At 50.9% G+C, this 22,551-nt stretch carries 25 protein-coding genes; 12 read left to right on the plus strand and 13 right to left on the minus strand.

Annotation, left to right across the window (positions count from 1 at the left end; genetic code table 11):
* Window positions 1-79 precede the first annotated feature (79 nt).
* From LDL70_RS13010 to LDL70_RS13025, 4 genes are all read left to right on the plus strand, one after another.
* Window positions 80-238 (plus strand): hypothetical protein, encoded by a 159-nt coding sequence (locus tag LDL70_RS13010; RefSeq protein WP_022711290.1) that lies wholly within the window; start codon window positions 80-82, stop codon window positions 236-238.
* Window positions 239-504: 266 nt separating this feature from the next.
* On the plus strand, window positions 505-834 hold the full coding sequence (locus tag LDL70_RS13015) for a YqjD family protein (protein WP_028233720.1): 330 nt from the start codon (window positions 505-507) through the stop codon (window positions 832-834).
* A 1-nt stretch (window position 835) separates the two neighbouring features.
* Window positions 836-1,294, plus strand: a complete 459-nt coding sequence (locus LDL70_RS13020; RefSeq protein WP_116089025.1) for a hypothetical protein — start codon at window positions 836-838, stop codon at window positions 1,292-1,294.
* A gap of 104 nt (window positions 1,295-1,398) precedes the next feature.
* Entirely contained in the window at window positions 1,399-1,635 is a 237-nt protein-coding gene (locus tag LDL70_RS13025; protein WP_022711293.1) for a hypothetical protein, read from the plus strand.
* 190 nt (window positions 1,636-1,825) lie between these two features.
* Here LDL70_RS13025 and LDL70_RS13030 read toward each other — a convergent pair whose 3' ends face one another.
* The 3 genes from LDL70_RS13030 to LDL70_RS13040 form a co-directional block, all read right to left on the minus strand.
* Window positions 1,826-2,731, minus strand: a complete 906-nt coding sequence (locus tag LDL70_RS13030) for a diacylglycerol kinase family protein (RefSeq protein ID WP_225685248.1) — start codon at window positions 2,729-2,731, stop codon at window positions 1,826-1,828.
* A gap of 63 nt (window positions 2,732-2,794) precedes the next feature.
* Window positions 2,795-3,343 (minus strand): RNA polymerase sigma factor, encoded by a 549-nt coding sequence (locus LDL70_RS13035; protein WP_022711295.1) that lies wholly within the window; start codon window positions 3,341-3,343, stop codon window positions 2,795-2,797.
* Window positions 3,344-3,348: 5 nt separating this feature from the next.
* Window positions 3,349-3,564: a NepR family anti-sigma factor gene (locus tag LDL70_RS13040; RefSeq protein ID WP_033316082.1), complete on the minus strand. Its 216-nt coding sequence runs from the start codon at window positions 3,562-3,564 to the stop codon at window positions 3,349-3,351.
* Window positions 3,565-3,843: 279 nt separating this feature from the next.
* Between LDL70_RS13040 and LDL70_RS13045 the strand changes: the two genes are divergently transcribed.
* The 3 genes from LDL70_RS13045 to LDL70_RS13055 all read left to right on the plus strand — a co-directional run bounded on the left by LDL70_RS13045 (window position 3,844) and on the right by LDL70_RS13055 (window position 6,164).
* Window positions 3,844-4,641 (plus strand): response regulator, encoded by a 798-nt coding sequence (locus LDL70_RS13045; protein ID WP_225685249.1) that lies wholly within the window; start codon window positions 3,844-3,846, stop codon window positions 4,639-4,641.
* Window positions 4,642-4,790: 149 nt separating this feature from the next.
* Complete coding sequence (locus tag LDL70_RS13050) at window positions 4,791-4,955, plus strand: DUF1328 domain-containing protein (RefSeq protein WP_022711298.1); 165 nt, start codon at window positions 4,791-4,793, stop codon at window positions 4,953-4,955.
* Between the two features lie 186 nt (window positions 4,956-5,141).
* Window positions 5,142-6,164: a sensor histidine kinase gene (locus LDL70_RS13055; protein ID WP_225685250.1), complete on the plus strand. Its 1,023-nt coding sequence runs from the start codon at window positions 5,142-5,144 to the stop codon at window positions 6,162-6,164.
* 526 nt (window positions 6,165-6,690) lie between these two features.
* On the opposite strand, the gene LDL70_RS13060 is transcribed toward LDL70_RS13055, so the two are convergent.
* A complete protein-coding gene (locus tag LDL70_RS13060; protein ID WP_028233722.1) occupies window positions 6,691-7,116 on the minus strand; it encodes a Fur family transcriptional regulator in 426 nt (141 codons plus the stop codon).
* A gap of 340 nt (window positions 7,117-7,456) precedes the next feature.
* The gene (locus tag LDL70_RS13065) at window positions 7,457-7,933 is read right to left on the minus strand and encodes a hypothetical protein (protein ID WP_075657321.1); all 477 of its coding nucleotides are present in this window, start codon (window positions 7,931-7,933) and stop codon (window positions 7,457-7,459) included.
* A gap of 53 nt (window positions 7,934-7,986) precedes the next feature.
* Here LDL70_RS13065 and LDL70_RS13070 point away from each other — a divergent pair, with 53 nt between their 5' ends.
* Both LDL70_RS13070 and rpoH read left to right on the plus strand, forming a co-directional pair.
* Complete coding sequence (locus LDL70_RS13070) at window positions 7,987-9,000, plus strand: RluA family pseudouridine synthase (RefSeq protein WP_116089028.1); 1,014 nt, start codon at window positions 7,987-7,989, stop codon at window positions 8,998-9,000.
* 306 nt (window positions 9,001-9,306) lie between these two features.
* Entirely contained in the window at window positions 9,307-10,182 is an 876-nt protein-coding gene (gene rpoH / locus LDL70_RS13075; protein WP_022710551.1) for an RNA polymerase sigma factor RpoH, read from the plus strand.
* Window positions 10,183-10,312: 130 nt separating this feature from the next.
* Here the strand turns inward: rpoH and LDL70_RS13080 are convergent, their stop codons facing one another.
* The 5 genes from LDL70_RS13080 to LDL70_RS13100 form a co-directional block, all read right to left on the minus strand.
* Window positions 10,313-11,779 (minus strand): transcriptional regulator, encoded by a 1,467-nt coding sequence (locus LDL70_RS13080; protein WP_225685251.1) that lies wholly within the window; start codon window positions 11,777-11,779, stop codon window positions 10,313-10,315.
* 321 nt (window positions 11,780-12,100) lie between these two features.
* Window positions 12,101-13,390, minus strand: coding sequence for an adenylosuccinate synthase (locus tag LDL70_RS13085; protein WP_022710549.1), 1,290 nt, complete (start codon window positions 13,388-13,390; stop codon window positions 12,101-12,103).
* A gap of 205 nt (window positions 13,391-13,595) precedes the next feature.
* Window positions 13,596-14,117 carry a GNAT family N-acetyltransferase gene (locus LDL70_RS13090; RefSeq protein WP_225685252.1) on the minus strand — a complete coding sequence of 174 codons (522 nt, stop codon included), beginning with the start codon at window positions 14,115-14,117 and terminating at the stop codon, window positions 13,596-13,598.
* A 130-nt stretch (window positions 14,118-14,247) separates the two neighbouring features.
* Window positions 14,248-15,849 carry a phosphoglycerate dehydrogenase gene (serA, locus tag LDL70_RS13095; protein ID WP_022710547.1) on the minus strand — a complete coding sequence of 534 codons (1,602 nt, stop codon included), beginning with the start codon at window positions 15,847-15,849 and terminating at the stop codon, window positions 14,248-14,250.
* Between the two features lie 214 nt (window positions 15,850-16,063).
* Window positions 16,064-17,230, minus strand: a complete 1,167-nt coding sequence (locus tag LDL70_RS13100) for a phosphoserine transaminase (RefSeq protein ID WP_225685253.1) — start codon at window positions 17,228-17,230, stop codon at window positions 16,064-16,066.
* 205 nt (window positions 17,231-17,435) lie between these two features.
* Here LDL70_RS13100 and LDL70_RS13105 point away from each other — a divergent pair, with 205 nt between their 5' ends.
* The 3 genes from LDL70_RS13105 to LDL70_RS13115 are packed head-to-tail and all read left to right on the plus strand — an operon-like array spanning window position 17,436 to window position 19,046.
* On the plus strand, window positions 17,436-17,933 hold the full coding sequence (locus tag LDL70_RS13105) for a MarR family winged helix-turn-helix transcriptional regulator (RefSeq protein ID WP_225685254.1): 498 nt from the start codon (window positions 17,436-17,438) through the stop codon (window positions 17,931-17,933).
* The gene (locus LDL70_RS13110) at window positions 17,914-18,684 is read left to right on the plus strand and encodes a DNA alkylation repair protein (protein WP_225685255.1); all 771 of its coding nucleotides are present in this window, start codon (window positions 17,914-17,916) and stop codon (window positions 18,682-18,684) included. Before LDL70_RS13105 ends, LDL70_RS13110 begins: the two co-directional genes overlap by 20 nt.
* A 23-nt stretch (window positions 18,685-18,707) precedes the next feature.
* Entirely contained in the window at window positions 18,708-19,046 is a 339-nt protein-coding gene (locus LDL70_RS13115; RefSeq protein ID WP_225685256.1) for a DUF6616 family protein, read from the plus strand.
* A 62-nt stretch (window positions 19,047-19,108) separates the two neighbouring features.
* On the opposite strand, the gene LDL70_RS13120 is transcribed toward LDL70_RS13115, so the two are convergent.
* The 3 genes from LDL70_RS13120 to glmM all read right to left on the minus strand — a co-directional run bounded on the left by LDL70_RS13120 (window position 19,109) and on the right by glmM (window position 22,383).
* Window positions 19,109-19,816 (minus strand): outer membrane protein, encoded by a 708-nt coding sequence (locus LDL70_RS13120; protein ID WP_225685257.1) that lies wholly within the window; start codon window positions 19,814-19,816, stop codon window positions 19,109-19,111.
* Window positions 19,817-19,918: 102 nt separating this feature from the next.
* Window positions 19,919-20,785, minus strand: a complete 867-nt coding sequence (locus tag LDL70_RS13125) for an outer membrane protein (RefSeq protein ID WP_370627107.1) — start codon at window positions 20,783-20,785, stop codon at window positions 19,919-19,921.
* A 251-nt stretch (window positions 20,786-21,036) separates the two neighbouring features.
* A complete protein-coding gene (glmM, locus tag LDL70_RS13130; RefSeq protein WP_225685258.1) occupies window positions 21,037-22,383 on the minus strand; it encodes a phosphoglucosamine mutase in 1,347 nt (448 codons plus the stop codon).
* Between the last annotated feature and the right edge of the window lie 168 nt (window positions 22,384-22,551).

The raw sequence follows: 22,551 nt of genomic DNA on the forward strand, positions 1-22,551 counted from the left end.
CCTGACGCATTAAAGCCGCATAATGTAGTGCATACCGTTATTGACTGACACCAATATCATCATGCTCCGGAGACAGTAGATGTTGCACAAAGACATGCAAACCATTGAAACTGCCGCCCGTACCGCAATGGCGGGATCTTATGAACCGGAACAACAGGAAAATGCGGTCTTACGTACCGGTTTTTATGTGACAGCCGGTTGTATTTTGATTGCAGCTCTCATTCTTATGATTGCCTGACACTCCTGCACTTTCTATCAGGTTTCCAATACAGGCTATGCCCGGCATATGCCTGTCTGCTTCCGCATGATCTGAATTTGGAAACTGTGGCAATTAACCTTGGCAGCTGAATGTCTTCCGCCCCCGCAACTGCTCTCTGGCGATGAATGCACGGAACCATTACGTTAAAGCCACGTTATATTTCTGAACCCAGACAATATGACTGAGCAGTTTCAAAGAAAATGAAATTGCTCAGTCATTTGAAATTTCAGCTTCCGGAGGCATCCATGGCTCGTGATACCAAAATCGTAAATGACATTCAGGACGACAGCACAGCAGAATTGCAGGCACAGATTGCCCAGCTTAAAGAAGATATTGCATCGATTGCCGCAACACTGACAGAAATGGGCTCACGAAAAATCAATCAGGCCAGACAAGATGCATCCGATGCCTATCAGGATATTTATGAACAGGGTGAAGATGCTCTGAGCTCCCTGAAGGACAGTGCCTGCTCCCTTGAGCAACAGGTCACCGATTATGTTCAGGAACGTCCGGTCACATCGATCGCTCTGGCGGCCGCGTTCGGTTATCTTTTCGCAGCTCTGACACGGCGCTGATATGCTGAAACTGTTCACACCGGTCATTTCAGCCATTATCGGCAGCGAAGTGCAGGCCGCAACGCAGCGTGCCAAACGCAGTGCCATTCTCTATGCGATTATGGCCGTGGCGCTGCTCACAGGTGCGTTCTTTCTACTCCTCGCAGTCTTTTTCATTCTCATGATGAAATACGGTCTGATTATCGCAGCTCTGATGATCACAACTGGCTGTGTGGTGCTGGCGATCCTTGCCTATATCGTCAACCGCGTGATGGATAAGGCCGAGAAACGCCGTCTAGAAGAAAGACGCGCTGCCATTGACACCAATGCAGCGCTCACAGCAGCAGCGGTTGCCGCCGTGCCGACCTTGCTCAAGAAACCGCTTTTAACTTTAGCAGTACCGCTTGCAGGACTGATTGCAGTGACATTGCTGTCGCGGGACAAAAAATCCGGCAATAAAAAGCAGGATCAGGGCGGATAAGTTCCGCCCCCTCTCCCTTCGCAGTTTTAGGGCCGCAGTGTTAGGGCCGCAATGTTCGGGTCAAGGAGTTCAGTCCGCAAAGCCAAACCCTAAGGAGACCATTAATGACCAGTTCAACAAAAGCACAGCTTAATGAGATCCTCGCAGATATGTCCCTCACCAATCTGGATAAATCTGCTGCTATTCTGAAACTTCAGGAAGATGCGCGCGATCTCCAGCGCGCCGCAACAGAAGGCGGCATGGATCCTGATGACGGGCTGAACAAGGACCTGCGGGAAATTGAACTTGCACTGGAAACACTCGGCGTCAGTTCGGATGAGACCGGAGCAGCAACGCTTTAGAGCTTTTCTGCCAGAGCATGTCGCGGAAAAGTGGCACCAGTTTTCCGATAACGACATGCGCGACACAAGGAGACAGAGAGAGCGCAGTGGATACAATTAAACACGTCACGCTCTGATTGCTCCGGCTATAAACAACACCGCACAAAGCGATTTGTGCGGTGTTTTTCATGCGCTCACCAAATTCTGCCCATCAGTTCTCACTCTGCGGCACCAGCACGCGCAATGCCGCCGGATGAATACGGATATCCAGCTCGGCCGGTAATGGCAGTAATTCACCGTCAACAGACATATACTGATGCGCTTTATGATTGAGGATTGTCAGCTGAACTGAACGGGCATGGTCTTCCTCAATTGCCAGATTACTGCGCCACTGTCCGCGCGCAATATCCCAGAACAGCTTAAGCATGCCACTGACAGGCAAAGGTTTTGCCAGATAAAAGCCGAGATGTCCTGTCTGCACATCCGGTGCAACGGGCAGCACGCTGTCTCCGTAAGGATTGTTCGACACGGCAAGGGCAGAATACACCCCTCTAACGGCACGCCCGTCAATATCCGCAATCGCTTTCACGCGCGGTACATGGGTAATCAGCTGCCCCATAGCGCGGAAATTCGCCAGAATTTTCCCCACCCGTGAAGCATAGCTGTATTTTTCACGATATCTGACCAGCATCGGATGCAGGCCGATTGCCACCTGATGCACAAAGGACTGGCCGTTGCAGGTGCCGATATCAACATTTTCAGCACCGGCCTTTGCCAGTGCGTGAATGGCCTCGGTAACATTTTGCGGAATATTCAGTGAGCGGGCGAAGAGGTTCATCGTACCGGCTGGCAACACGCCCAGAATTTTATCATTCTGCCAGGCCAGTGCAGCTGCCGCAGAAATCGTGCCGTCACCGCCACCGGCCAGCAGCACATCATAATCATGATTTTGTGCGGCTTTTTCCAAAGCAGCAAGAATATCATCACCATCCGTCAATACACAGGACAGTTCATGTCCCTCGGCAGCAAAAGCAGCACATGCGTCATCAATAAACGCATCAATATCCATCGTCCGCAAAGTGCCGCTTTGACTGTTGAGAACAGCAATAATCTTCAAATAAATCTCCGCTCCGGATGACAGCTAATCATTCGGTCACACTCTGATGATCGTAAAAACCGTTTAGAAAGAGCGCATCGTCACTTGGGACGACGTATCATCGGGGCCGTAATCGGAATTACCTTTAACATCGAGCAATTCCTGCAGCCGGACACGCGCACGGCTGACACGGCTCTTGATTGTGCCGACAGCACATTCACAGATTTCGGCAGCTTCCTCATAGGAAAAGCCGGAAGCACCGATCAGAATAATGGCTTCACGCTGATCATCCGGCAATTCGTTGAGAGCCTTGCGAAAATCCTGCAAATCCAGCGATCCGTATTGTGACGGATGAACGGCCAGCCGTTCCGTATACAGCCCGTCCGTATCCTGTATCTCACGGCCGCGCTTACGCATCTGGCTGTAAAATTCATTACGCAAAATCGTAAACAACCAGGCTTTGATATTGGTGCCCATTTCGAAACTGTCGCGCTTGCCCCACGCTTTCATAATCGTATCCTGCACCAGATCATCAGCCTTATCCTGCTGACCTGATAAAGATACCGCGAAAGCCCGCAAGCCCGGCAAGGCCGCAAGCATCAGCCGCTTGAATTCGTCTCTCTCCTCCGCCATTCCTGTCAATTCCTTGAATGAGAAGCAGATTTACGTTCAGCCTGATCCAGTTTCTCCAAAAGATCAAGAAAACGGTCAGGAATCGTTTCATCCTGAATACTGGAATAAAGAGCACGCAATTTGGAACCGATCTCGGAATTGGGTCCCAGTTCATCGCCTTTATTCAAACTGCCTGCCTGCGAACTGCCTTGCGCGGAAAAATCGCGCGAAAATGAGGTCATAGCGTTGTCTTGATCCTGAAGCGGTTTCTTAGTGTTGGTCATCTCAGTCGTATTCCGGTTAATGCCACCAGAGCTCAGTTGCGGCTCTGATGTGATCTTGATGCGGCCTTGGTGCGGCCCTGTTTCAAGCACTAAAACCCTGCCCGATTGAGACGCTGTATCCAAGTCATAATGCGGGCGTGAATAATTAGTTCCCAAACACAGGAACAATTTTTATAGTCAGCCGTTAGAACCATAAACAGGCTGTAATCCTATCAGCCCATATAAATGGAGCATTCAATGTCATTGTCCACGCGTATTGCACCACATTTGCCATATCTGCGCCGTTTCTCGCGCGCCGTGACCGGCTCTCAGTCAGCCGGAGATGCATATGTTGCAGCAATTCTCGAAACTCTGATCGATGATATTTCTGTATTTCCTGAGGCCTCATCCGATAAGATAGCGCTCTATCGTCTTTATTCCAGTATTTTCGACCGTACTTCTGTCGAAATTCCGGAAACCGACTCCCAGCATGCATGGGAAAAGCGGGCCGCAAATAATCTAGCAATGCTGACCCCGCGTTCGCGTCAGGCCTTCCTTCTGGTTTCCGTTGAAGGCTTTAATGAACAAGAAGCCGCAGAGATCATGCAGGAAGACGAAGCCGGTTTTTCAGCTCTGCTGACAGAGGCCTCGGAGCAGATTTCCCGCCACGTTGCCACCCGCATTCTGATTATCGAAGATGAGCCGCTGATTGCCATGGATATTGAGCAGATGGTGGAGACTCTGGGGCATGAAGTTGTGGGCATCGCCCGCACCCATCAGGAAGCGCTGACACTTTATAAGGCAGAAAAACCGTCGATGGTTCTGGCGGATATTCAGCTTGCAGACGGCAGTTCAGGCATCGATGCGGTCAATGACATTCTCAAAAGCGATACAATTCCGGTTATCTTCATTACCGCGTTCCCGGAACGTCTTCTGACAGGGGAGCGCTCGGAACCGACCTTCCTCGTCACCAAGCCGTTCAATCCGGATATGGTGAAGGCGCTTATCAGTCAGGCGCTGTTTTTTGAAGAAGGTTCACTGGCAAGAGCATCATAATTGGCAAATTGAACAGGGATTTGTGCTGAAAATGCTTTAACCGGAACCAAAACCCGCAACGGGCGTTATTTTAACATGCAATGACCTTCAAAAATCCGGTCATTCCATAAAGCGGGCAATTCTTTACCTGCCTGCAAGAGGAGGTTGACATGTTATATTATGCTGTTGTTTTTCTGATTATCGCCATTATCGCCGGTGCTTTGGGTTTTGGTGGTATTGCCGGTGCATCAACAGGCATAGCACAAATTTTGTTCTTTATTTTCCTCGGCTTACTGTTGCTGTCACTGATCGCCAGCATCATAAGGAAAGCATAAATGCTGAAAAGCAATCCGATCCGAAAACATCTGAACGGGACGCCCGCGACGCGTCCCGAACCTGTCTTGTGCGGAGCAATCCTGTACCGCAGCTTATGCCGGTTTTAAGCACAGAAAGCGCAGACTATGGCTCCTACTTCGCCCGTTTCAGGATATAGCAGTGCCGCTCAGATCCGGTTGCGCTCTATGTTGCGAGCCATAAGAAACAGCAATGTTTCGGTTTTTTATCAAACCACGGATATGAATTACACTTGGGTGGAAAATCTGCCGGAGTTCTGGCTTTTGCCATGGCGCACAGGCATCAGCGAAAGCGACCTGATGCCTAAAGATGTTGCGGCCAGACTGACAACTGCCAAAAACCAGCTACTTGCGACCGGCGATGCCCAACGTCTGGAAATTTCGTTCCCCGACAAGAAAAATCCCCGCTGGTACGAGTTCTTCATCGATTCCGACAAGGATGAAAGCGGAGAAACTATCGGCATCGTCACGACTGCCGTTGAAATAAGCGAGCTGAAACACCGCGAACAGGTTCTCAAAATATTGTTGCGCGAAGTCAGCCACCGCTCAAAAAACCTGCTGGCCATTATTCAGAGTATCGCCATGCAGACAGCACGGTTCTCCGGCTCGGTGGATCAGTTCTTGCAAAAATTCCGCGGCCGTCTCTATTCCCTGTCCAATTCGCAGGATCTGGTAACGGATTCCAACTGGCATGGCGCAGCCTTTCGGGAATTGCTGCATTCACAGCTGGAAAAATACATCCATCCCAAAGACCCGCGCCTGACGATTACCGGCAAAGATGTTTATCTTTTTCCCGGAGCCGCATTGCATGTCGGCCTTGCTTTCCACGAGCTGATTGTCAATTCCGCCTCCTATGGCGCACTGGCCTGTGAAAATGGCAGCCTGACGATTTCAGCGGAGCTGGAGCCGGACGGTGAAGGCGAGATGGATCTGATTATTCACTGGAAGGAAACAAGTCCTGCAACGGAAAACGATCTGTCCGGCCGTCCGCCGGATATATTAGCTACCGAAAACCACATGCATGATGAAGTGTCAGACCTTAAAGTAAAATCCTATGAAACATCCCGTTTCGGCAGCGCGGTTTTGCTGCGGATCGTTCCTCAGGCCGTCAGCGGCACAGCCTGCTACAGGATTGAGGATAAGAGCGTAGAATATTATCTGCGCATTCCCCACCGGAATTTCGATTTTTAAGCTCGCCGGAAATGCCCGCTGATGAGCCATTGCACAATATTAAATCTGCTGCATCAGAGCGCCTAGAGCATAATTCCTTAAACTTGGATCAGTTGAAGGTAAAATTATGCTCTAATTTTAAAGTGTTAGAGCGGCCTTTGTGTGCCAAGTCTGGCACACGGCGCTCTAGAGCGGTTTACGTCCGGATTGGATCATAGCGCTCGCTCCAGATTATTTATTTGGTCGCATTATCACGGGCGTCAAGTTGATCCAACTTGACTGTAAAATGCTCTAGAGCCCCGTTGGGCGCACAAAGGTCGCTCTACTTTAAATTCTCTTGGATGGCATAAAAAAATAGCGCGCTCCGGAACAACAGCTCCGTGAGCGCGCGGACCGGGGATTAGGGGGCGTGCCCGCGGTCGGTGAAAGGCCGAACTTGTGAGGGGGCGGAAAGTCAGCCTTTCACAAGGTTCATAACGCCCATCCAGGCAATAAGTTTCACACGAAACTGCATTATTTAAAAATAAATTCTGAAACGCGTCGGAATTTATTTCTTCAGCTTGCGGCCATAGAGTTCAAAACGGTGATGGATAATTTCATAACCCAGCGATCGGGCTATCTCTTCCTGTAATTTCTCAATCATTTCCGAATGAAATTCGATCACATCACCGGTTTCCATATCAATGAGATGGTCGTGATGCTGATTGCCTGCCTGCTCGAAACGGGACGGCCCGCCGTCAAAAGCATGACGGTGAATAGCCCCCTGCTCTTCCAGCAATTTCATGGTCCGGTAGACAGTCGATAATGAAATACTGTTATCCACTTCAACAGCACGCTTGAAAATTTCCAGCGCATCCGGATGTCCGTCCGTCTGGGACAAAATATCCAGAATAACCCGTCTGGGGCGCGTGATCCGTACACCCGCATCACGAAGCTGTTTTTCATAATCATTTTTCATTATTAAAATCCCCATAGAACCCGACACTGTGCCTTAAACACAGCGCCAAGCGCAATTGCGGGTGAAACACGCATACTATGTCTGCACCATCAGCGGAACTGAACCGTGACGATTTCAGATGTCACTTTTACAAAACTTGGAACTCTCGTCAAACCAACAGGAATGAAGAATCTCTGATGTGCAACTTATAAATGAATACCGGTCAGGCAAAGCCCTGATCCGGCCAGACTGTTGTTGTGCAATAGTTTATCCCGCACTTATATATGTCCAATATATGCCCAGTGGAAATTTGCAGACAACAAAAAGCTCCGCACCGGTACTGTCCGGTGCGGAGCTGATCTGTCAAAACAGAAATCTATTCGAGATTGCCGAGGCGCATACGTCCGACAAAGCGCGACTGGCGATAGTCATAAATCATGATCTCGGTACCGCCATCCGGCAGCAGGGTCTCAAGCGATACAAGATTACCCGAGAGGCTCTGTGACAGGAGACGTGTCCCCGGAGCCAGTTCCAGCTGGGATTCAACCATTGGCAGCGGCTCGGCAGCTTTGCCTTCTGCATTCTGCGCCTGCGCGTCTGTTTTCGGAGCCTGTCCCGGAATATCCGATTGAGCTGTTTCAGTTTCTGCTGTATCGGGTGCCTTGTTGATTTTATAAACAACCGCAGCCAGCACCGCCATAAGACCTATCACCATAATGGCGATTGATATAATCAGCAGGCGAACCATTTTACGACGCACACGTTCCATAGCCGGATCGAGTTGAGGCTCCTGATACGTCTGAGCAGCATATTGCTGCTGTTCCGGGTGCTCTTGATAATAGTGGTCCTGCATTAAGGTCTCCGATTACTGATATCGCGAGGCGTGATAACGAAGGGAAGAGACGATTGAAAGAGCTAATTGCCGACGCAGATGCCGCAGGGAAGCGGCTGGATCAGTGGCTTGCTTCTCAACTCACGCCTGATCTTTCACGAAATCGCATCCAATCACTCATAAGTGCCGGCCATGTACAGGTAGACAACCGGACTGTGAGTGAGCCTAAGCACAAATTGCGCGAAGGTTCAACGATTGTACTGCACATTCCGGAAGCCGAACCCGCTGAACCACAGCCGGAAGACATTCCGCTTGATCTCCTTTATGAAGATAATGACATAATTGTGGTCAACAAGCCTGCCGGACTGGTTGTACACCCGGGAAATGGCAACTGGACCGGAACTTTGGTTAACGCTTTGATACATCATTGCGGTGACAGCCTCTCCGGTATCGGCGGCGTCAAACGTCCGGGCATTGTTCACCGGCTGGATAAAGACACATCCGGCGTGCTGGTTGTCGCCAAACATGACAAGGCGCATCAGAACTTAAGCGCACAATTTGCCGATCACGGTCGTAACGGCATGCTGGAACGTGCCTATATGGCATTGGTCTGGGGTATGCCTGAGCGCCCTGCCGGTACGATTGATGCCCATCTCGGCCGTTCACATCGTGACCGCACCAAACAGGCGGTGGTACGTGAAGACCGTGAAGATGCCCGCTACGCCATCACCCATTATACAATTGAAGAGCGTTTCGGTGAGAACAGCGATGCCACAGCACTCGCTTCTCTCGTAGAGTGCCGCCTTGAAACCGGACGTACCCATCAGATCCGTGTGCATATGGCGCATATCGGCCATCCGCTGATCGGCGATAGTGAATATGGCGGCGCGTATAAAACCAAGGCTAACCGTCTGACGGATGAACTGAAAACAACCGTACAGAATTTCCATCGTCAGGCACTGCATGCACGGTTGCTGGCTTTTGAACATCCGATGACCGGTGAATTTATGGAATTCACGGCTGACATGCCGGAAGATATGCAGATTCTGCTCGAAGCCTTCCGCCATGGCGGTCTTAAAGCGGATTAAAACCGGTTCGCCATATTAAATAATTGTAACAATCGGGAGCGGCAGCATGTTTGCTCCCGGTTGTTTTTTCCCTACAGACATTTCACCACAATAATATTATTGATTTTCAATATGTTAATTAAAACACGCTTCTAAAATTTAATTCTGTAGTCATTTTGATAAAATTCTCGTGTTTTGTCACTTTGACCGTGTTTTCGCCTAAATTCTTCCTATATACTCACTTTATGCGACGAACTGTCTGAAATGGTTATCATACAGACGCGGGTTCGCCTCAATGGGAACCTGTCACAAAAAGGAGGGTGCTATATGGCCCGTGCAACTTTACCGGCTATCACCGCAGGTGATGGTGGTCTGACACGATATCTCGATGAAATCCGCCGCTTCCCGATGCTTCAGCCTCAGGAAGAATATATGCTTGCAAAACGCTATAGCGAGCATGCTGATCCGGAAGCAGCCCATAAGCTTGTTACCAGTCACCTGCGTCTCGTGGCCAAGATTGCCATGGGGTATCGCGGCTACGGCCTGCCGATCGGTGAAGTGATCTCTGAAGGCAATGTCGGCCTGATGCAGGCTGTCAAACGTTTTGAACCGGAACGCGGCTTCCGCCTCGCGACCTATGCTATGTGGTGGATCAAGGCCTCGATTCAGGAATATGTGCTGCGGTCGTGGAGCCTTGTCAAAATGGGCACCACCGCAAACCAGAAGCGCCTGTTCTTTAACCTGCGTAAGGCTAAGAATAAGATTCAGGCGCTGGATGACGGCGATCTGAACCCTGAACAGGTGAAAGAAATTGCTCACCGCCTGAGCGTTTCTGAGGAAGAAGTCGTATCCATGAACCGCCGCATGAGCGGCGACGCGTCTCTGAATGCGCCGATCCGCGCTTCGGAAGGTGAAAGCGGTGAATGGCAGGACTGGCTGGTGGATGACAGCGCCTCTCAGGAACAGGTTCTGATTGACGAAGACGAGCTCAACAGCCGCCGCACCATGCTTGAATCAGCAATGTCCAAGCTCAATGACCGCGAACGCCGGATTTTTGAAGCCCGTCGTCTGGCAGAAGAACCGGTTACGCTTGAAGATTTGTCGACCGAATTCGGCATCAGCCGTGAGCGTGTCCGTCAGATTGAAGTCCGCGCTTTTGAAAAAGTACAGGAGGCTGTCATGGCCTCTGCTGAAGCTGCATAAAAGCGGATATCCCGTTTAGCATCCGGCATAAATCAAAACCGCCCTGTACAAAGTACAAGGCGGTTTTTTTATTACCACAGAGCATAGCATGTTGAAGCTTCATAACACGCTCTTGCCCTGTTTATTCTTATCAGTTGGCTGCCGGTGCTGTGTTGCCCCAGCTTTTCAGCACTTCATCAAAGACCTTATCACCCGGCACACCTTTTTCGATGCTGATCAGCGCACGGCGACCATTACGATAGGTGATCGGAATATCAATCCATTGCTGACGGCGCATCAGCGACAGGTTCATATCAACAGCCGTACGGGCATCATTCAGCGCCACAAGGAAGAAGTTATCCGCGATCTTCATCGGAATAGCTGCCAGCGGATTACCTGCTGCCTGTTCGGAATCCTTGAAGGTCACGCGCTGCACATTCTCAATCACGCCGCCGTCGAAATCATCCGGCACTGTATAGATCATCTCGATCAGATGGCTTGCAGGAATTGACTGATCCGCATTGCGGCGCAGGGTCATGCGCAGATTGATTTTTCTGTCCGGATAGCTGACATCGGCACGGATTGCCGGTTCATCCGGCACACCTTCGCCCGGTGAATCCTGCACCACCGACCAGACAACATTACCCTTGATTGCAGCCGATGTTTCACCGCCGCGCTGTTCTTCATAGAAGAAAGCCGGCTGTCCGACCGGAATAGTCTGCGCCTGTGTATTCGTGTTCGCCGCAGGCTGACCATTGGTCGCCGGAGCAGTCCCTGTCACCGGTGCATTGGAGGTTCCCTCACCGACTGTCGGCTTATCACCGGAAGTCCCTGCATCCACTTCACTGCCATCCGGCAGCAAACGCTGGGTCAGTTTCTGCTCGCCTTCAGGCTTGGTCTGTGCCGGTGTTGTGTTGCTATCAGCATTACCGCCACTGTCATTATTCGTTGCAGGCGGTGTTGTTTCCGGCGGCGTTGTTGTTCCGGTATCCGGTTCATCACCGCTATCTTCGCCTGCATCTGTGCCCTCACCGCTATCCGTTGAACCGGCTGTGAGCGAAGAAACATAATCCTTGATCTGATCCTGATAGGTCCAGCCTGCATAACCGGCACCGCCAAGCAGCAGAACTGCAATCAGTCCGGCAATCAGCCCTTTGGAGCTGCGGCTGCGCGGCTCTTCATCATAATCATTATAAGAGGAGCGCTCGGCAAAACCGGATGTGTCATCACGGTCATTCTGCCAGTCATCCTGCGTATTGCCATGCAATGTGCTGTCATGCGGATCATCCGGCAAGACAGAAGGTTCCGTATTTTGCTCATCAGCAACACCGGCTTCCTGAACCGCCTTCAGAAAATCTTCCAGCGGATCAGTCGCCTGCTCCGGCTGTGCAGCTTCTTCAGCAGCGCGCTCGGCAGCACGGTAATCGGTTTCAACTTCTTCAATCGCCGCTTCGAGCATCTGGCGCTGACGCTGGGCAACCGCGTCCGGCGCATTTGCAGCCGTAAGCTTCTGCTCGATCGTGGAGCGGGCCTTCGCATAGACACGCTGACGAAGCGCCTGATCAGGATTTTCCTGAGCATCAATTGTCTTTTTCAGTACCGCTGCAAAATCTGCCATACTCTTCCAAATCCGTTACTGGCGACTGAATCTGCCTCTCCAAGCGCTTTTGCACAGCGCCATATCAGCCTATTCATGAGAAAATCAGATGAAATCTGAATGTTTTATTAAACATAAGTCTTAACGAATGCAAAGTTTACTGTGTAATTCAACACCTTACAGACGAACATAAACGATAAAATACCGTTAAAAAGTCCCCTAGCACCCTGAAATCGTCCCCTGATCAACATGGAGCACTCCGCTTGCGCAATCAAGGGGCATAAAAAGCAAAAAAGGCGGGATCGAAATCCCGCCTTTTTCAAATCACTGATTTCAGAAATTTTAGTCCTGAAACGGATCTGTTACCAGAATTGTATCGTCACGCTCAGGGCTGGTGGAGAGCATGGAAACCGGCGTACCGATCAGCTCTTCAATATAGCGAACATATTTCACAGCCTGTGCTGGCAGCTCATTCCATGAGCGGGCACCGGCAGTTGTGTCTTTCCAGCCTTCCAGCGTTTCATAGATCGGCTTGACGCGTGCCTGTGCATCCATCGAGGCTGGCAGATAATCAATGCGCTTGCCATCCAGCTCGTAAGCCACGCAAACTTTGATTTCGTCCAGACCGTCAAGAACGTCCAGCTTGGTCAGTGCAATACCGGTAATACCGGAGGTGCGCACAGTCTGCTTCACCAGAACCGCATCGAACCAGCCGCAACGGCGGGAGCGACCGGTATTTACGCCGACTTCACGGCCAACGGTCGAGAGATGTTCACCGATTGCATCATCCAGCTCACAAGGGAACGGACCTTCACCAACGCGGGTGGTGTAAGCCTTGGTAATACCGAGCACATAACCGATTGCTGTCGGGCCAAGACCCGAACCGGCTGCAGCCTGACCGGCAACAGTATTGGACGAGGTCACAAATGGATAGGTACCGTGGTCGTTATCGAGCAGCGCACCCTGCGCACCTTCAAACAGAATACGGGCACCGGCTTTGCGCTTGTCGTCGAGAATCTTCCAGACCTGATCCACATAAGGCAGTATCTTGTCAGCAACTTCGGTCAGTTCATTATGGATGCTGTCGACGGAAATTTCGGCAAGTCCCATACCGCGACGCAGCGCATTGTGATGGGTCAGCAGGCGTTCGATTTTCGGACGCAGGCTTTCAGGCTCAGCCAGATCAATCACGCGGATGGCACGGCGGCCAACCTTGTCTTCATAAGCAGGGCCGATACCGCGTTTGGTGGTGCCGATTTTCAGACCGGCAGAACCGTCTTCACGGATCGCATCCAGTTCGCGGTGCAGAGACAGGATCAAAGGAGCATTTTCAGCAATGCGCAGAACTTCAGGGGTCACTTCAACGCCCTGTGCACGCAGCTTTTCAACTTCTGTCACGAAATGATGCGGGTCGACGACAACGCCGTTACCAATAACGGAAAGTTTGCCGCGTACGAGGCCGGAAGGAAGCAGTGCCAGCTTGTAGCTTACACCGTCAATCACCAGAGTATGACCGGCATTGTGGCCGCCCTGATAACGCACGATTACATCAGCGCGTTCCGACAACCAGTCAACGATCTTACCTTTACCTTCGTCGCCCCATTGCGAGCCGACGACGATCACATTAGCCATGAAGAAAACTCCTCAGTACAGAATGTACAGCTTGTTTGGAATTTGAATCGAGCCTGTGACACATGCCGCTTTAGGCCCGCTCTTTCTAAAACACGTGCTTATGCAAGCCCGTATTTTTTACAGAACGTGAGCTTCTATACAGCGTCACAACAAAAAGTGCGACTCCCGATTGCCGGAAATCGTACCTCTTCCGGCAAAAACTGGCTTATTTTGCCAGATTGCGCATCATGAAACGGGCATCTTCAGAGTAACTGAGCAGTTTTTCCTGCAAATGCGGCACATCCTGCACGGAGAATCCCTGTTTTTCCCAATAGGGCTGCGATCCGTTCACGGCCACCAGCGACAGTGAGTCGAAACTATGCGCTTCGGCCGTTTCCACGAGCAGTGTCACCAGCTTGCGTGCGGCACCGAATGCACGTGCCTGCGGCAGCAATGCCACATCATGCATATAGAAACTGTCGGCGCCTTCCGGAACCTGATGTAAAAGCGTGTTCAGCGCCGGTGCGGAAAAACGCAACCACGGATGGCTGAAACTATAACCGAGCAATTGTTTGTCGCCCTGCAACACAAAAGCACCGGCAGCAAAGACACTCAGCCGGTCAGCAAAAATCGCCGGATCCTCAGGAAAATCCGGATGCACAATGCAGCTCATATCATGCACTTCCGACAAGTCGGATGGCTGCATCAGCCGCCAGTCAGCAGTCAGCGGCGCTTTATTCTCAGACATAATCATTGCCTTTATTCATATGACGGAATGACTCGTCAATTTCCCGTCAGTTGATAAAGCACATCCCGAAAAGCACAAAACGCTTTCCGGGATGCCTGTTCATTTTAGATAATCAGAGTTCGCTCTCTAATCAATCCGCAGCGATATCAAAGACCAGCGGGCGTGCCTGCACAATGGCTTCATTGGCACGCAACACATCAAGAACCGCATCCGGAATACGCTCATCCAGATAGAGAAGCGCAATCGCATCGCCGCCCATGCGCTCACGACCAAGCGAGAAGTTCGCAATATTCACACCGTGATTACCGCAAACTGTACCCAGCCAGCCGATCATGCCCGGCGTGTCATTATTGGTCGTATAAAGCATGTGCTGACCAACTTCCGCATCCAGATTAATACCTTTGATCTGGATAAAGCGCGGCTTGCCATCGGAGAAGCAGGTGCCGGCAATCGAGCGGGTGCGGGTTGTCGTGCGCACAGTGATCTTGATGTAACCGTCGAACACGCCGGATTTATCGCGCTTCACTTCTGATACGATAATACCGCGTTCTTTCACCATCACCGGTGCCGATACCATGTTGACATCGGAGACCTGCGGACGGATCAGACCGGCAAGCGCAGCACTCATAAGCGCACGGGTATTCATGGCTGCTGTGGAACCGTCAAACAGGATTTCCACTTCCTGAATAGGCTCATCCGTTACCTGACCGATAAAGGCACCCAGTACTTCAGCCAGTTTTACAAACGGTTTGAGGCGCGGTGCTTCTTCCGCAGTGATCGAAGGCATATTGATCGCATTGGTAACAGCGCCCTTGATCAGATAGTCAGCCATCTGCTCGGCAACCTGTAGCGCCACATTTTCCTGCGCTTCAGAGGTGGAAGCACCAAGATGCGGCGTGCAAACCACATTCGGCAGATTGAACAATTCGGATTCTGTTGCCGGTTCTACTTCAAACACGTCAATACCGGCACCGGCGACTTTGCCCGATTTCAGGGCTGCAACCAGATCAGCTTCAACAATCAGACCACCACGGGCACAATTGATAATGCGCACGCCGTCTTTCATCTTGGCGATGTTTTCAGCATTAATGATATTGCGGGTCTTATCGGTCATCGGCGTATGCAGGCTGATGAAATCAGCGCGTGCCAGCAGATCGTCCAGCTCGACCTTCTCAACGCCCAGCTCTTCCGCACGACCTTCCGAGAGGAACGGATCGAAAGCCACCACATGCATTTTGAGGCCAATGGCGCGGGTTGCAACAATCGAACCGATATTACCGCAACCGATGACACCGAGCGTCTTGCCGGTAATTTCCACACCCATGAAGCGGTTCTTTTCCCACTTACCGGCGCGGGTTGACTGGTCAGCTTCCGGCAATTGGCGGGCAACAGCAAACATCAGCGCAATCGCATGTTCCGCAGTGGTGATCGAATTACCAAAAGGCGTATTCATCACGATGATACCGCGGCGCGAGGCAGCAGGAATATCCACATTATCCACACCAATACCGGCGCGGCCAACCACTTTTAGATTCTTTGCTGCTGCAATCAGCTTATCGGTCACTTTGGTAGCGGAACGGATCGCCAGACCATCATATTGGCCGATAACTTCGAGCAGTTTTTCTTTGTCTTTTCCGAGATCCGGCAAATAATCCACTTCAACGCCGCGATCTTTGAAGATCTGCACTGCGGTTGGTGACAATTTATCCGAAACGAGAACGCGAGGTGCCATAACGGCCTCCGTAATTGTGTGATAGCAGAAAATAAGGGTGGTGTGCTGCAACCGTCCCAACACAGTTGCAGCGGGTACTCAGCATGATCCCGAAAAGGGGAAACCGGTTTTCGGATAAGATCATGCGCAATCAAAAGATTAGAGCGGGATAACTATTCAGCTAAAGACATCACGCTCTAACAATGCTCATAGCCTTGCGGCCGTATGAATGATCTTAGGAAAGCTGCGCTTTTTGCGTCTGGAAAGCCCAGTCAAGCCATGGCAGCAATGCCTGCAGGTCTGATGTTTCAACCGTTGCACCGGTCCAGATACGCAGCCCCGACGGTGCATCACGATAAGCACCGATATCAAAGGCAACGCCTTCTTTTTCCAGCAGAGCCACAATCGCTTTGGCAAAAGCAGCCTGAGCATCTGCCGGCAGTGCTGCAACCTGTGCATCTTTGATCGACAGGCAAACAGAGGTATTGGAACGCGTTTCCGGCACAATAGCCAGATTGGCAAGCCAGTCGCTCTTTTCAACAAAGTCATTGAGCACGGCAAAATTCTTATTCGCACGCGCCATCAGACCCTGAAGACCACCGATCGACTGCGCCCATTGCAGCGCATCCAGATAGTCTTCAACGCAGAGCATCGAAGGTGTGTTGATGGTTTCGCCGGTGAAGATACCTTCAATCAGCTTGCCGCCTTTGGTCAAGCGGAAGATTTTCGGCAGCGGCCATTGAGGCTTATAGCTTTCAAGGCGCTCTACTGCGCGCGGGGAAAGGATCAGCATACCATGCGCGCCCTCACCGCCGAGCACTTTCTGCCATGAGAAAGTAACGACATCGAGCTTGCTGTAATCCATATCCTGCGCAAAAGCCGAAGAAGTAGCATCGCAAATGGTCAGGCCTTTACGGTCTGCCGGAATGAAATCTGCATTCGGCACACGAACGCCGGATGTGGTACCGTTCCACGTGAAAACCACATCACGGTCGAAATCCACTTTAGCGAAATCAACGATTTCACCATAAGGCGCATCAAATGTGCGGACATCTTTGAGTTGAAGCTGTTTTACAACATCGGTGACCCAACCGGCACCGAAGCTTTCCCACGCGACCATATCAACGCCGCGCTCACCAAGCAGTGACCACAAAGCCATTTCCATCGCACCGGTATCCGATGCCGGTACAATGCCGATGCGGTAATCTGCTGGAATTGCAAGAATTTCACGGGTCAGGTCAATCGCTGCTTTGAGCTTTGTCTTGCCAAGTTTAGCGCGGTGCGACCGGCCGAGCGGTGCATCTGTGAGCGCTTCCAATGTCCAGCCTGGACGCTTGGTGCAAGGACCTGAAGAAAATTGTGCATTAGCCGGACGGATGTCTGGCTTTGGAAAAGTCGTCATTTTGTATCTACCCTTTCAGATAGCACGCTTCCCGTTGGGGAGAAGTGGCCCACTGACGAAGCTATATAAAAGCTGCATCCTGCGCAAGTGGCTCAGAAACAAAACCGCCACTGAATTTATCATCTGCGACAAAATTACATCATTCGCATTAACTTGACATATAATTAGGCACCATACTATATGTGGCCGCATGGATATTCTAGAAATGAAACATCACGCCCTTTTGGGTGCGGAAACACCGGAAAACAGCCATTATCAGAATATGCGCCTGTGCTTTGAACTGCTCAGTACTGCCAAAATGATTGATCTGAGCTGCGCACAACGCCTCGCCCCTTATCAGCTCTCTGAGAGCCGTTTTGTGATTCTGTTTTTGTTGCAGCAGGAGCCGGAAGGTCTGGCGCCCCATCTTTTGGCGGAACGCGCGGGAATCACCCGCGCCACTTTAACCGGCCTGCTCGACGGGCTGGAACGCGATGGTTTTCTCATTCGCAATCACAGCCAGACAGACCGCCGCTCTATTATCGTGACACTGACGGACAAGGGAAAACAGACCGCAACATCGCTGGTGAGCGATCATTCACAATGGATTGCCTCTCTGATGGCACCGCTGAATGAACAAGAGAAACAAATACTCAGTGCCTTACTGGGTAAAATCTGGACAGCGGCACAGGAGCCGGCAGACCATGACCAAAGCACCCGTTAAATCTATCCGCCGTATGAGCGACATCACACCGGAGCGGCTGGCCGAGCTGAATAGCGGCACAGCTGAAACCACTGTGCTGACGGAATGCCTTGCCATTGATTTTGCACTGCTGATGCAGACTGTTTTTCCGGAAGTACCCGCAGAGCTGCATCAGCAGTTAAGCGGCACTTCGGCTGGTATCACCGCCCGTATGGCACTGGCAGCACAATTACTGCACAGCCACGATATAATCAGTCTGCGTGACCTGAATACACATCAATCAGATACAATTCGCGGCTGGGCCTGTTATTTCATCGCCCAGCAACAGCAGCTTTCCCTGCAAGAGAAACTGGAACTGATCCGCCCGCTTGCCGATGATCATCATTTTGGCGTGCGGGAATGGGCATGGCTGGCACTGCGCAATGATCTGATCGCGCAACCGGAACTGAGTTTCAGCCTGTTGCAGCCTTGGACGAATGATCCGTCCTATAAAATCCGGCGCTATGCCTGCGAGGCCATCCGTCCGCGTGGCGTATGGTGCGCCCATTTTAACCTGCTGAAAACCCAGCCGGAACTGGCACTTCTTATCCTTGAAGCACTGCACAGTGATCCGGAAATTTATGTGCAGGATTCTGTCGCCAACTGGCTCAATGATGCCTCCAAAACCACACCGGATTGGGTACGCTCCCTTTGCGACCGCTGGCTTCAGGAAAGCACTTCACCTTCTACTGCCCGCATCTGCAAACGCGCTTTGCGGACACTCAACAAATAATCCTCCTCGTAAATGAGACTGATATGACCCACTATCTTGCAGAATTATACAGCCTTAAAGCGGCATGGCTTGCCCTGTCACCCGAGCAACGTCAGGCGTTTTTCGCCAGCATTGGCGCAGGCATGGGTAGCCTGTCTGAATTCGGTATTGAGCCACTAGCCTTTGGCCAGACCGATCCGTCTCAACTTCATCCGGCACAGCAGCAGTTTTTCGCCATCTGGAAATTCAGTGACAAAGCGGCCGTTACAGCTTTGCTGGAAGCCATTCATGCAACCGGCTGGCATGATTATTTTGACACCATCAATGCAGCAGGTGAAGCAACCGATATGAACACACATCTGGCGCAACTCGCCGCCTGCTAAACAAAAAAATGCCGCGTTTATGGAAACGCGGCATTTCAATAGTAGCTGAGATTTTAACCTGCTCACCAGGTTGTCATACGCAGACCTGCGCGAATCTGATGCGATTCCAAACCTTTATCCGCAATCGTTAGAGACCCGACATTTGCGGCATCACCGGATGAAATACGTGCATAGCGGTAACCAAGATCAAACTTGATATTCTCGGTTACATCAATTGCAGCACCGGCCATCAGCGCCCATTGCAGACGGGTCGTATCACGGCCATTAATGAAGTCACCAACTGGTCCGTGCACTTTGTAATCGACTTTAGCCATACCAAGACCGGCACCGACATAAGGTGTTACACCTGAGAAATTACCGATATCGTAATAGGCATTTGCCATCACATCCCAGATACCGGCTTCAATCGGCTCACCGCTGATCTTCATCTTGCGATAGCCCAAAGTCACATCACCGCGAATATTATCGGTAAACTGATAACCGACACCACCGCTATAAGCAGCAGTCGCTTTGGTGTCGCCGCGTCCTTCACCCGCCCAATCATAGCCCTTCAGGCGAGATTTAACATTATCGGACGGTACATAGGCAATATCACCGCGCAGATACCAGCCCGATCCGATTTCCACGGGCTTATAAACGTCCTGCTCGACAGGTGTCGCATAAAGAATCTGATCGAGATCGGCGGCCTGCGCCACTCCGCTTGCAGCGGATAGTGCGAAAACTGCAATCACTGCTTTATGTAATGATGTGAATGAAGATTTTTTCATCATCTGCATCCTGTAATTCTGTTTTTCGCCTCACATGAGGCTGAAATACTAAATGGAAATCTGTGCGGACTGTGCTGCACCTTTTAGGGCGCAGCACAAATTCACTTATTTATAAACCGGCGTTGTCACGTCATTATAAGCGACCGGACGGCTGTAACCGCCGAACTGGTAACGCAGACCGACGCGGACATCGTGAATATCAAAGCTGCGATCAAAGCCGCGGCCGATATCTTTTGTTGCACCGAACATTTCGCCACCTTCAATGCGGCGGAAACGATAACCGGCATCGAGCTTCAGGCTCTGGGTCAGATCATAAGAAAGACCGGCCATCAAAGCCCAGGTAAAGCGCCAGCTTGCCGAACCGTAGTGAACTGTGGAACCGGACTGATCAAAGCCAGGATCAATCGTATTGGTCAGATCACCCCATTTGATGCGCGTACCACCGATACCGGCACCGACATAAGGTGTAAAACCGTTGAAATTACCCAGATCAATATAGGCATTGGCCAGAATGGAAAGCGCCGACATTTTTGCTGTGTCGTTAGATACGCAATCGGCATAAGCATTATTGGCTGTGCAGACGCCGCTCGTTGAACCGCTGAACTTCGCGCGGGTCAGATAATCGACGGTCAGATCCGTACGGAAATAATCAGTCACCTGATAACCGACACCACCGCCGAGCAGGAATGAACCTTTCAGCTTACCATCCAGTGAATTTTCACCAAAGCTGGTTCCCGAGCAGGTGCTGCCACATCCCTTGTCAATCGTCGCATAATTGGCACCTTTGAATTTCGCACCGGCATAACCGATGTCGCCACGCAGATACCAGCCGCCGACAGGCGCAGGCGGAACCACAACTTCAGGAATGATTGGTTCAGGGATATCTACGATATCCGCCGCAAAGACCGAGGAAACAGAGCCCGCCATTGTCAGCCCTGCAACACCGGCGATAAGCAAATTCTTTAAGTTCATCATAGCGTGTCCTATCGCATTTCCACGGCCATGTAGCACCGGGACGACTATTCTCAGACACACCATAATTCGGAAAGGTTAAATGCTACTTAACCTTGTTTATTCACGATATTTATTAATAATTGCGCATGTAACCATATAAAAAAGAGGGGCAAAAAATGCCCCTCTTTTTATTGAAAATATTCAGTTTTATACATGAGCAATACAGATTACCGCATATGAAAACAGACACAAATTCTTAAACCGGCCTGTTATTTTGCTGCTGTTCTGATCGATGTGATAATATCATCGACGACAGTTTCAACCAATCTATGGTCGTCACCCTCAGCCATTACACGGATCAGAGGTTCAGTCCCTGAAGGGCGGATCACAACACGGCCGGTGCTGCCAAGAGCATTCTTGCCTTCTTCGATCGCCTGAATAACTGTTTTATTCTCAAGCAATTTTCCGCCGGCAACACGGATGTTTTTAAGAATTTGCGGTACTGGCTGGAATTTACGGCAAACTTCGCTGAGCGGACGTCCCTGCTCCTGCATAACAGCAAGAATTTGCAGCGCAGAGATCAAACCATCGCCGGTCGTACCAAATTCAGACAGCACAATATGGCCGGACTGCTCGCCACCAACATTAAAACCGTTCTCACGCATATGTTCAACAACGTAACGGTCACCGACTTTGGTACGCGCCAGTGTCAGTCCCTGATCGCCGAGGAAACGCTCCAGACCAAGATTGGACATAATGGTCGCAACAATACCGCCGCCAACGAGACGCCCGCTCTTTGACCAGCTTTCCGCAATCACAGCCATCAGCTGATCGCCGTCAATGATGGTACCGTTTTCGTCAACCATCAGCACACGATCCGCATCACCATCAAGGGCAATACCAACATCGGCGCGGGTTTCATGAACTTTACGGATCAGGCCTTCCGGATGTGTAGAACCGCAATCCTCATTAATATTCGTACCATTCGGCGTATTATTAATGGTGATAACTTCAGCACCGAGTTCCCACAAAGCGGCCGGTGCCACTTTATAAGCTGCACCATTGGCGCAATCGACTACAATACGCAGACCATTCAGCGACAAATGACGCGGCATGGTACGTTTGGCAAACTCAATATAACGATAAATATCGCCGTCAACGCGTTTCGCCCGACCAACTTCGCCATGGCTGCTCATATGCGCGCTCATGTCATCATCAATCAGCTTTTCGATCTGCAATTCCAGCGCGTCTGACAATTTGTAACCGTCAGGGCCAAACAGCTTGATGCCATTATCATAATAAGGATTGTGCGAGGCGGAGATCATCACGCCAATATCTGCACGCAATGAACGGCACAGCATGGCAACAGCCGGTGTCGGGATTGGTCCGAGAAGAAACACTTCCATGCCCATGGAGGTAAAACCGGCAACAAGCGCATTTTCCAGCATATAGCCCGAACGGCGGGTATCCTTGCCGATCACCACACGCTGCCCCTGTCCGCCATCGCGGAATGACAAGCCTACAGCCATACCGACCCGCATAGCGATATCCGGCGTCATCGGAAAAGAATTAGCCTTACCGCGAATGCCGTCAGTACCAAAATATTTACGGGACATATTCAAGCCTTTTCTTTGCGCAGTGCCATACCTGCCTTATTCTAAAGAACAGAAAACAGGCTTCTCTTAAAACTAGCAATGCAGCGATTTTATATCTCTTGTCAAATATCCAGACCATGAAACTGATCATCTGGTAAACAGATCCGCTCAGGATATTTAAATTGCTGC

It is taken from the genome of Pseudochrobactrum sp. XF203 (genome assembly GCF_020341615.1).
GTDB classification, from domain to species: Bacteria; Pseudomonadota; Alphaproteobacteria; order Rhizobiales; family Rhizobiaceae; genus Pseudochrobactrum; species Pseudochrobactrum saccharolyticum.

Coding starts and splice junctions, on each gene's coding strand:
- LDL70_RS13010 (WP_022711290.1), top strand. CDS start 80: ATGTTGCACAAAGACATGCAAACCATTGAAACTGCCGCCCGTACCGCA.
- LDL70_RS13015 (WP_028233720.1), top strand. CDS start 505: ATGGCTCGTGATACCAAAATCGTAAATGACATTCAGGACGACAGCACA.
- LDL70_RS13020 (WP_116089025.1), top strand. CDS start 836: ATGCTGAAACTGTTCACACCGGTCATTTCAGCCATTATCGGCAGCGAA.
- LDL70_RS13025 (WP_022711293.1), top strand. CDS start 1,399: ATGACCAGTTCAACAAAAGCACAGCTTAATGAGATCCTCGCAGATATG.
- LDL70_RS13035 (WP_022711295.1), bottom strand. CDS start 3,343: ATGGCGGAGGAGAGAGACGAATTCAAGCGGCTGATGCTTGCGGCCTTG.
- LDL70_RS13040 (WP_033316082.1), bottom strand. CDS start 3,564: ATGACCTCATTTTCGCGCGATTTTTCCGCGCAAGGCAGTTCGCAGGCA.
- LDL70_RS13045 (WP_225685249.1), top strand. CDS start 3,844: ATGTCATTGTCCACGCGTATTGCACCACATTTGCCATATCTGCGCCGT.
- LDL70_RS13050 (WP_022711298.1), top strand. CDS start 4,791: ATGTTATATTATGCTGTTGTTTTTCTGATTATCGCCATTATCGCCGGT.
- LDL70_RS13055 (WP_225685250.1), top strand. CDS start 5,142: ATGTTGCGAGCCATAAGAAACAGCAATGTTTCGGTTTTTTATCAAACC.
- LDL70_RS13060 (WP_028233722.1), bottom strand. CDS start 7,116: ATGGGGATTTTAATAATGAAAAATGATTATGAAAAACAGCTTCGTGAT.
- LDL70_RS13065 (WP_075657321.1), bottom strand. CDS start 7,933: ATGCAGGACCACTATTATCAAGAGCACCCGGAACAGCAGCAATATGCT.
- rpoH (WP_022710551.1), top strand. CDS start 9,307: ATGGCCCGTGCAACTTTACCGGCTATCACCGCAGGTGATGGTGGTCTG.
- LDL70_RS13080 (WP_225685251.1), bottom strand. CDS start 11,779: ATGGCAGATTTTGCAGCGGTACTGAAAAAGACAATTGATGCTCAGGAA.
- LDL70_RS13085 (WP_022710549.1), bottom strand. CDS start 13,390: ATGGCTAATGTGATCGTCGTCGGCTCGCAATGGGGCGACGAAGGTAAA.
- LDL70_RS13090 (WP_225685252.1), bottom strand. CDS start 14,117: ATGTCTGAGAATAAAGCGCCGCTGACTGCTGACTGGCGGCTGATGCAG.
- serA (WP_022710547.1), bottom strand. CDS start 15,849: ATGGCACCTCGCGTTCTCGTTTCGGATAAATTGTCACCAACCGCAGTG.
- LDL70_RS13100 (WP_225685253.1), bottom strand. CDS start 17,230: ATGACGACTTTTCCAAAGCCAGACATCCGTCCGGCTAATGCACAATTT.
- LDL70_RS13105 (WP_225685254.1), top strand. CDS start 17,436: ATGAAACATCACGCCCTTTTGGGTGCGGAAACACCGGAAAACAGCCAT.
- LDL70_RS13110 (WP_225685255.1), top strand. CDS start 17,914: ATGACCAAAGCACCCGTTAAATCTATCCGCCGTATGAGCGACATCACA.
- LDL70_RS13115 (WP_225685256.1), top strand. CDS start 18,708: ATGACCCACTATCTTGCAGAATTATACAGCCTTAAAGCGGCATGGCTT.
- LDL70_RS13120 (WP_225685257.1), bottom strand. CDS start 19,816: ATGATGAAAAAATCTTCATTCACATCATTACATAAAGCAGTGATTGCA.
- LDL70_RS13125 (WP_370627107.1), bottom strand. CDS start 20,785: ATGAACTTAAAGAATTTGCTTATCGCCGGTGTTGCAGGGCTGACAATG.
- glmM (WP_225685258.1), bottom strand. CDS start 22,383: ATGTCCCGTAAATATTTTGGTACTGACGGCATTCGCGGTAAGGCTAAT.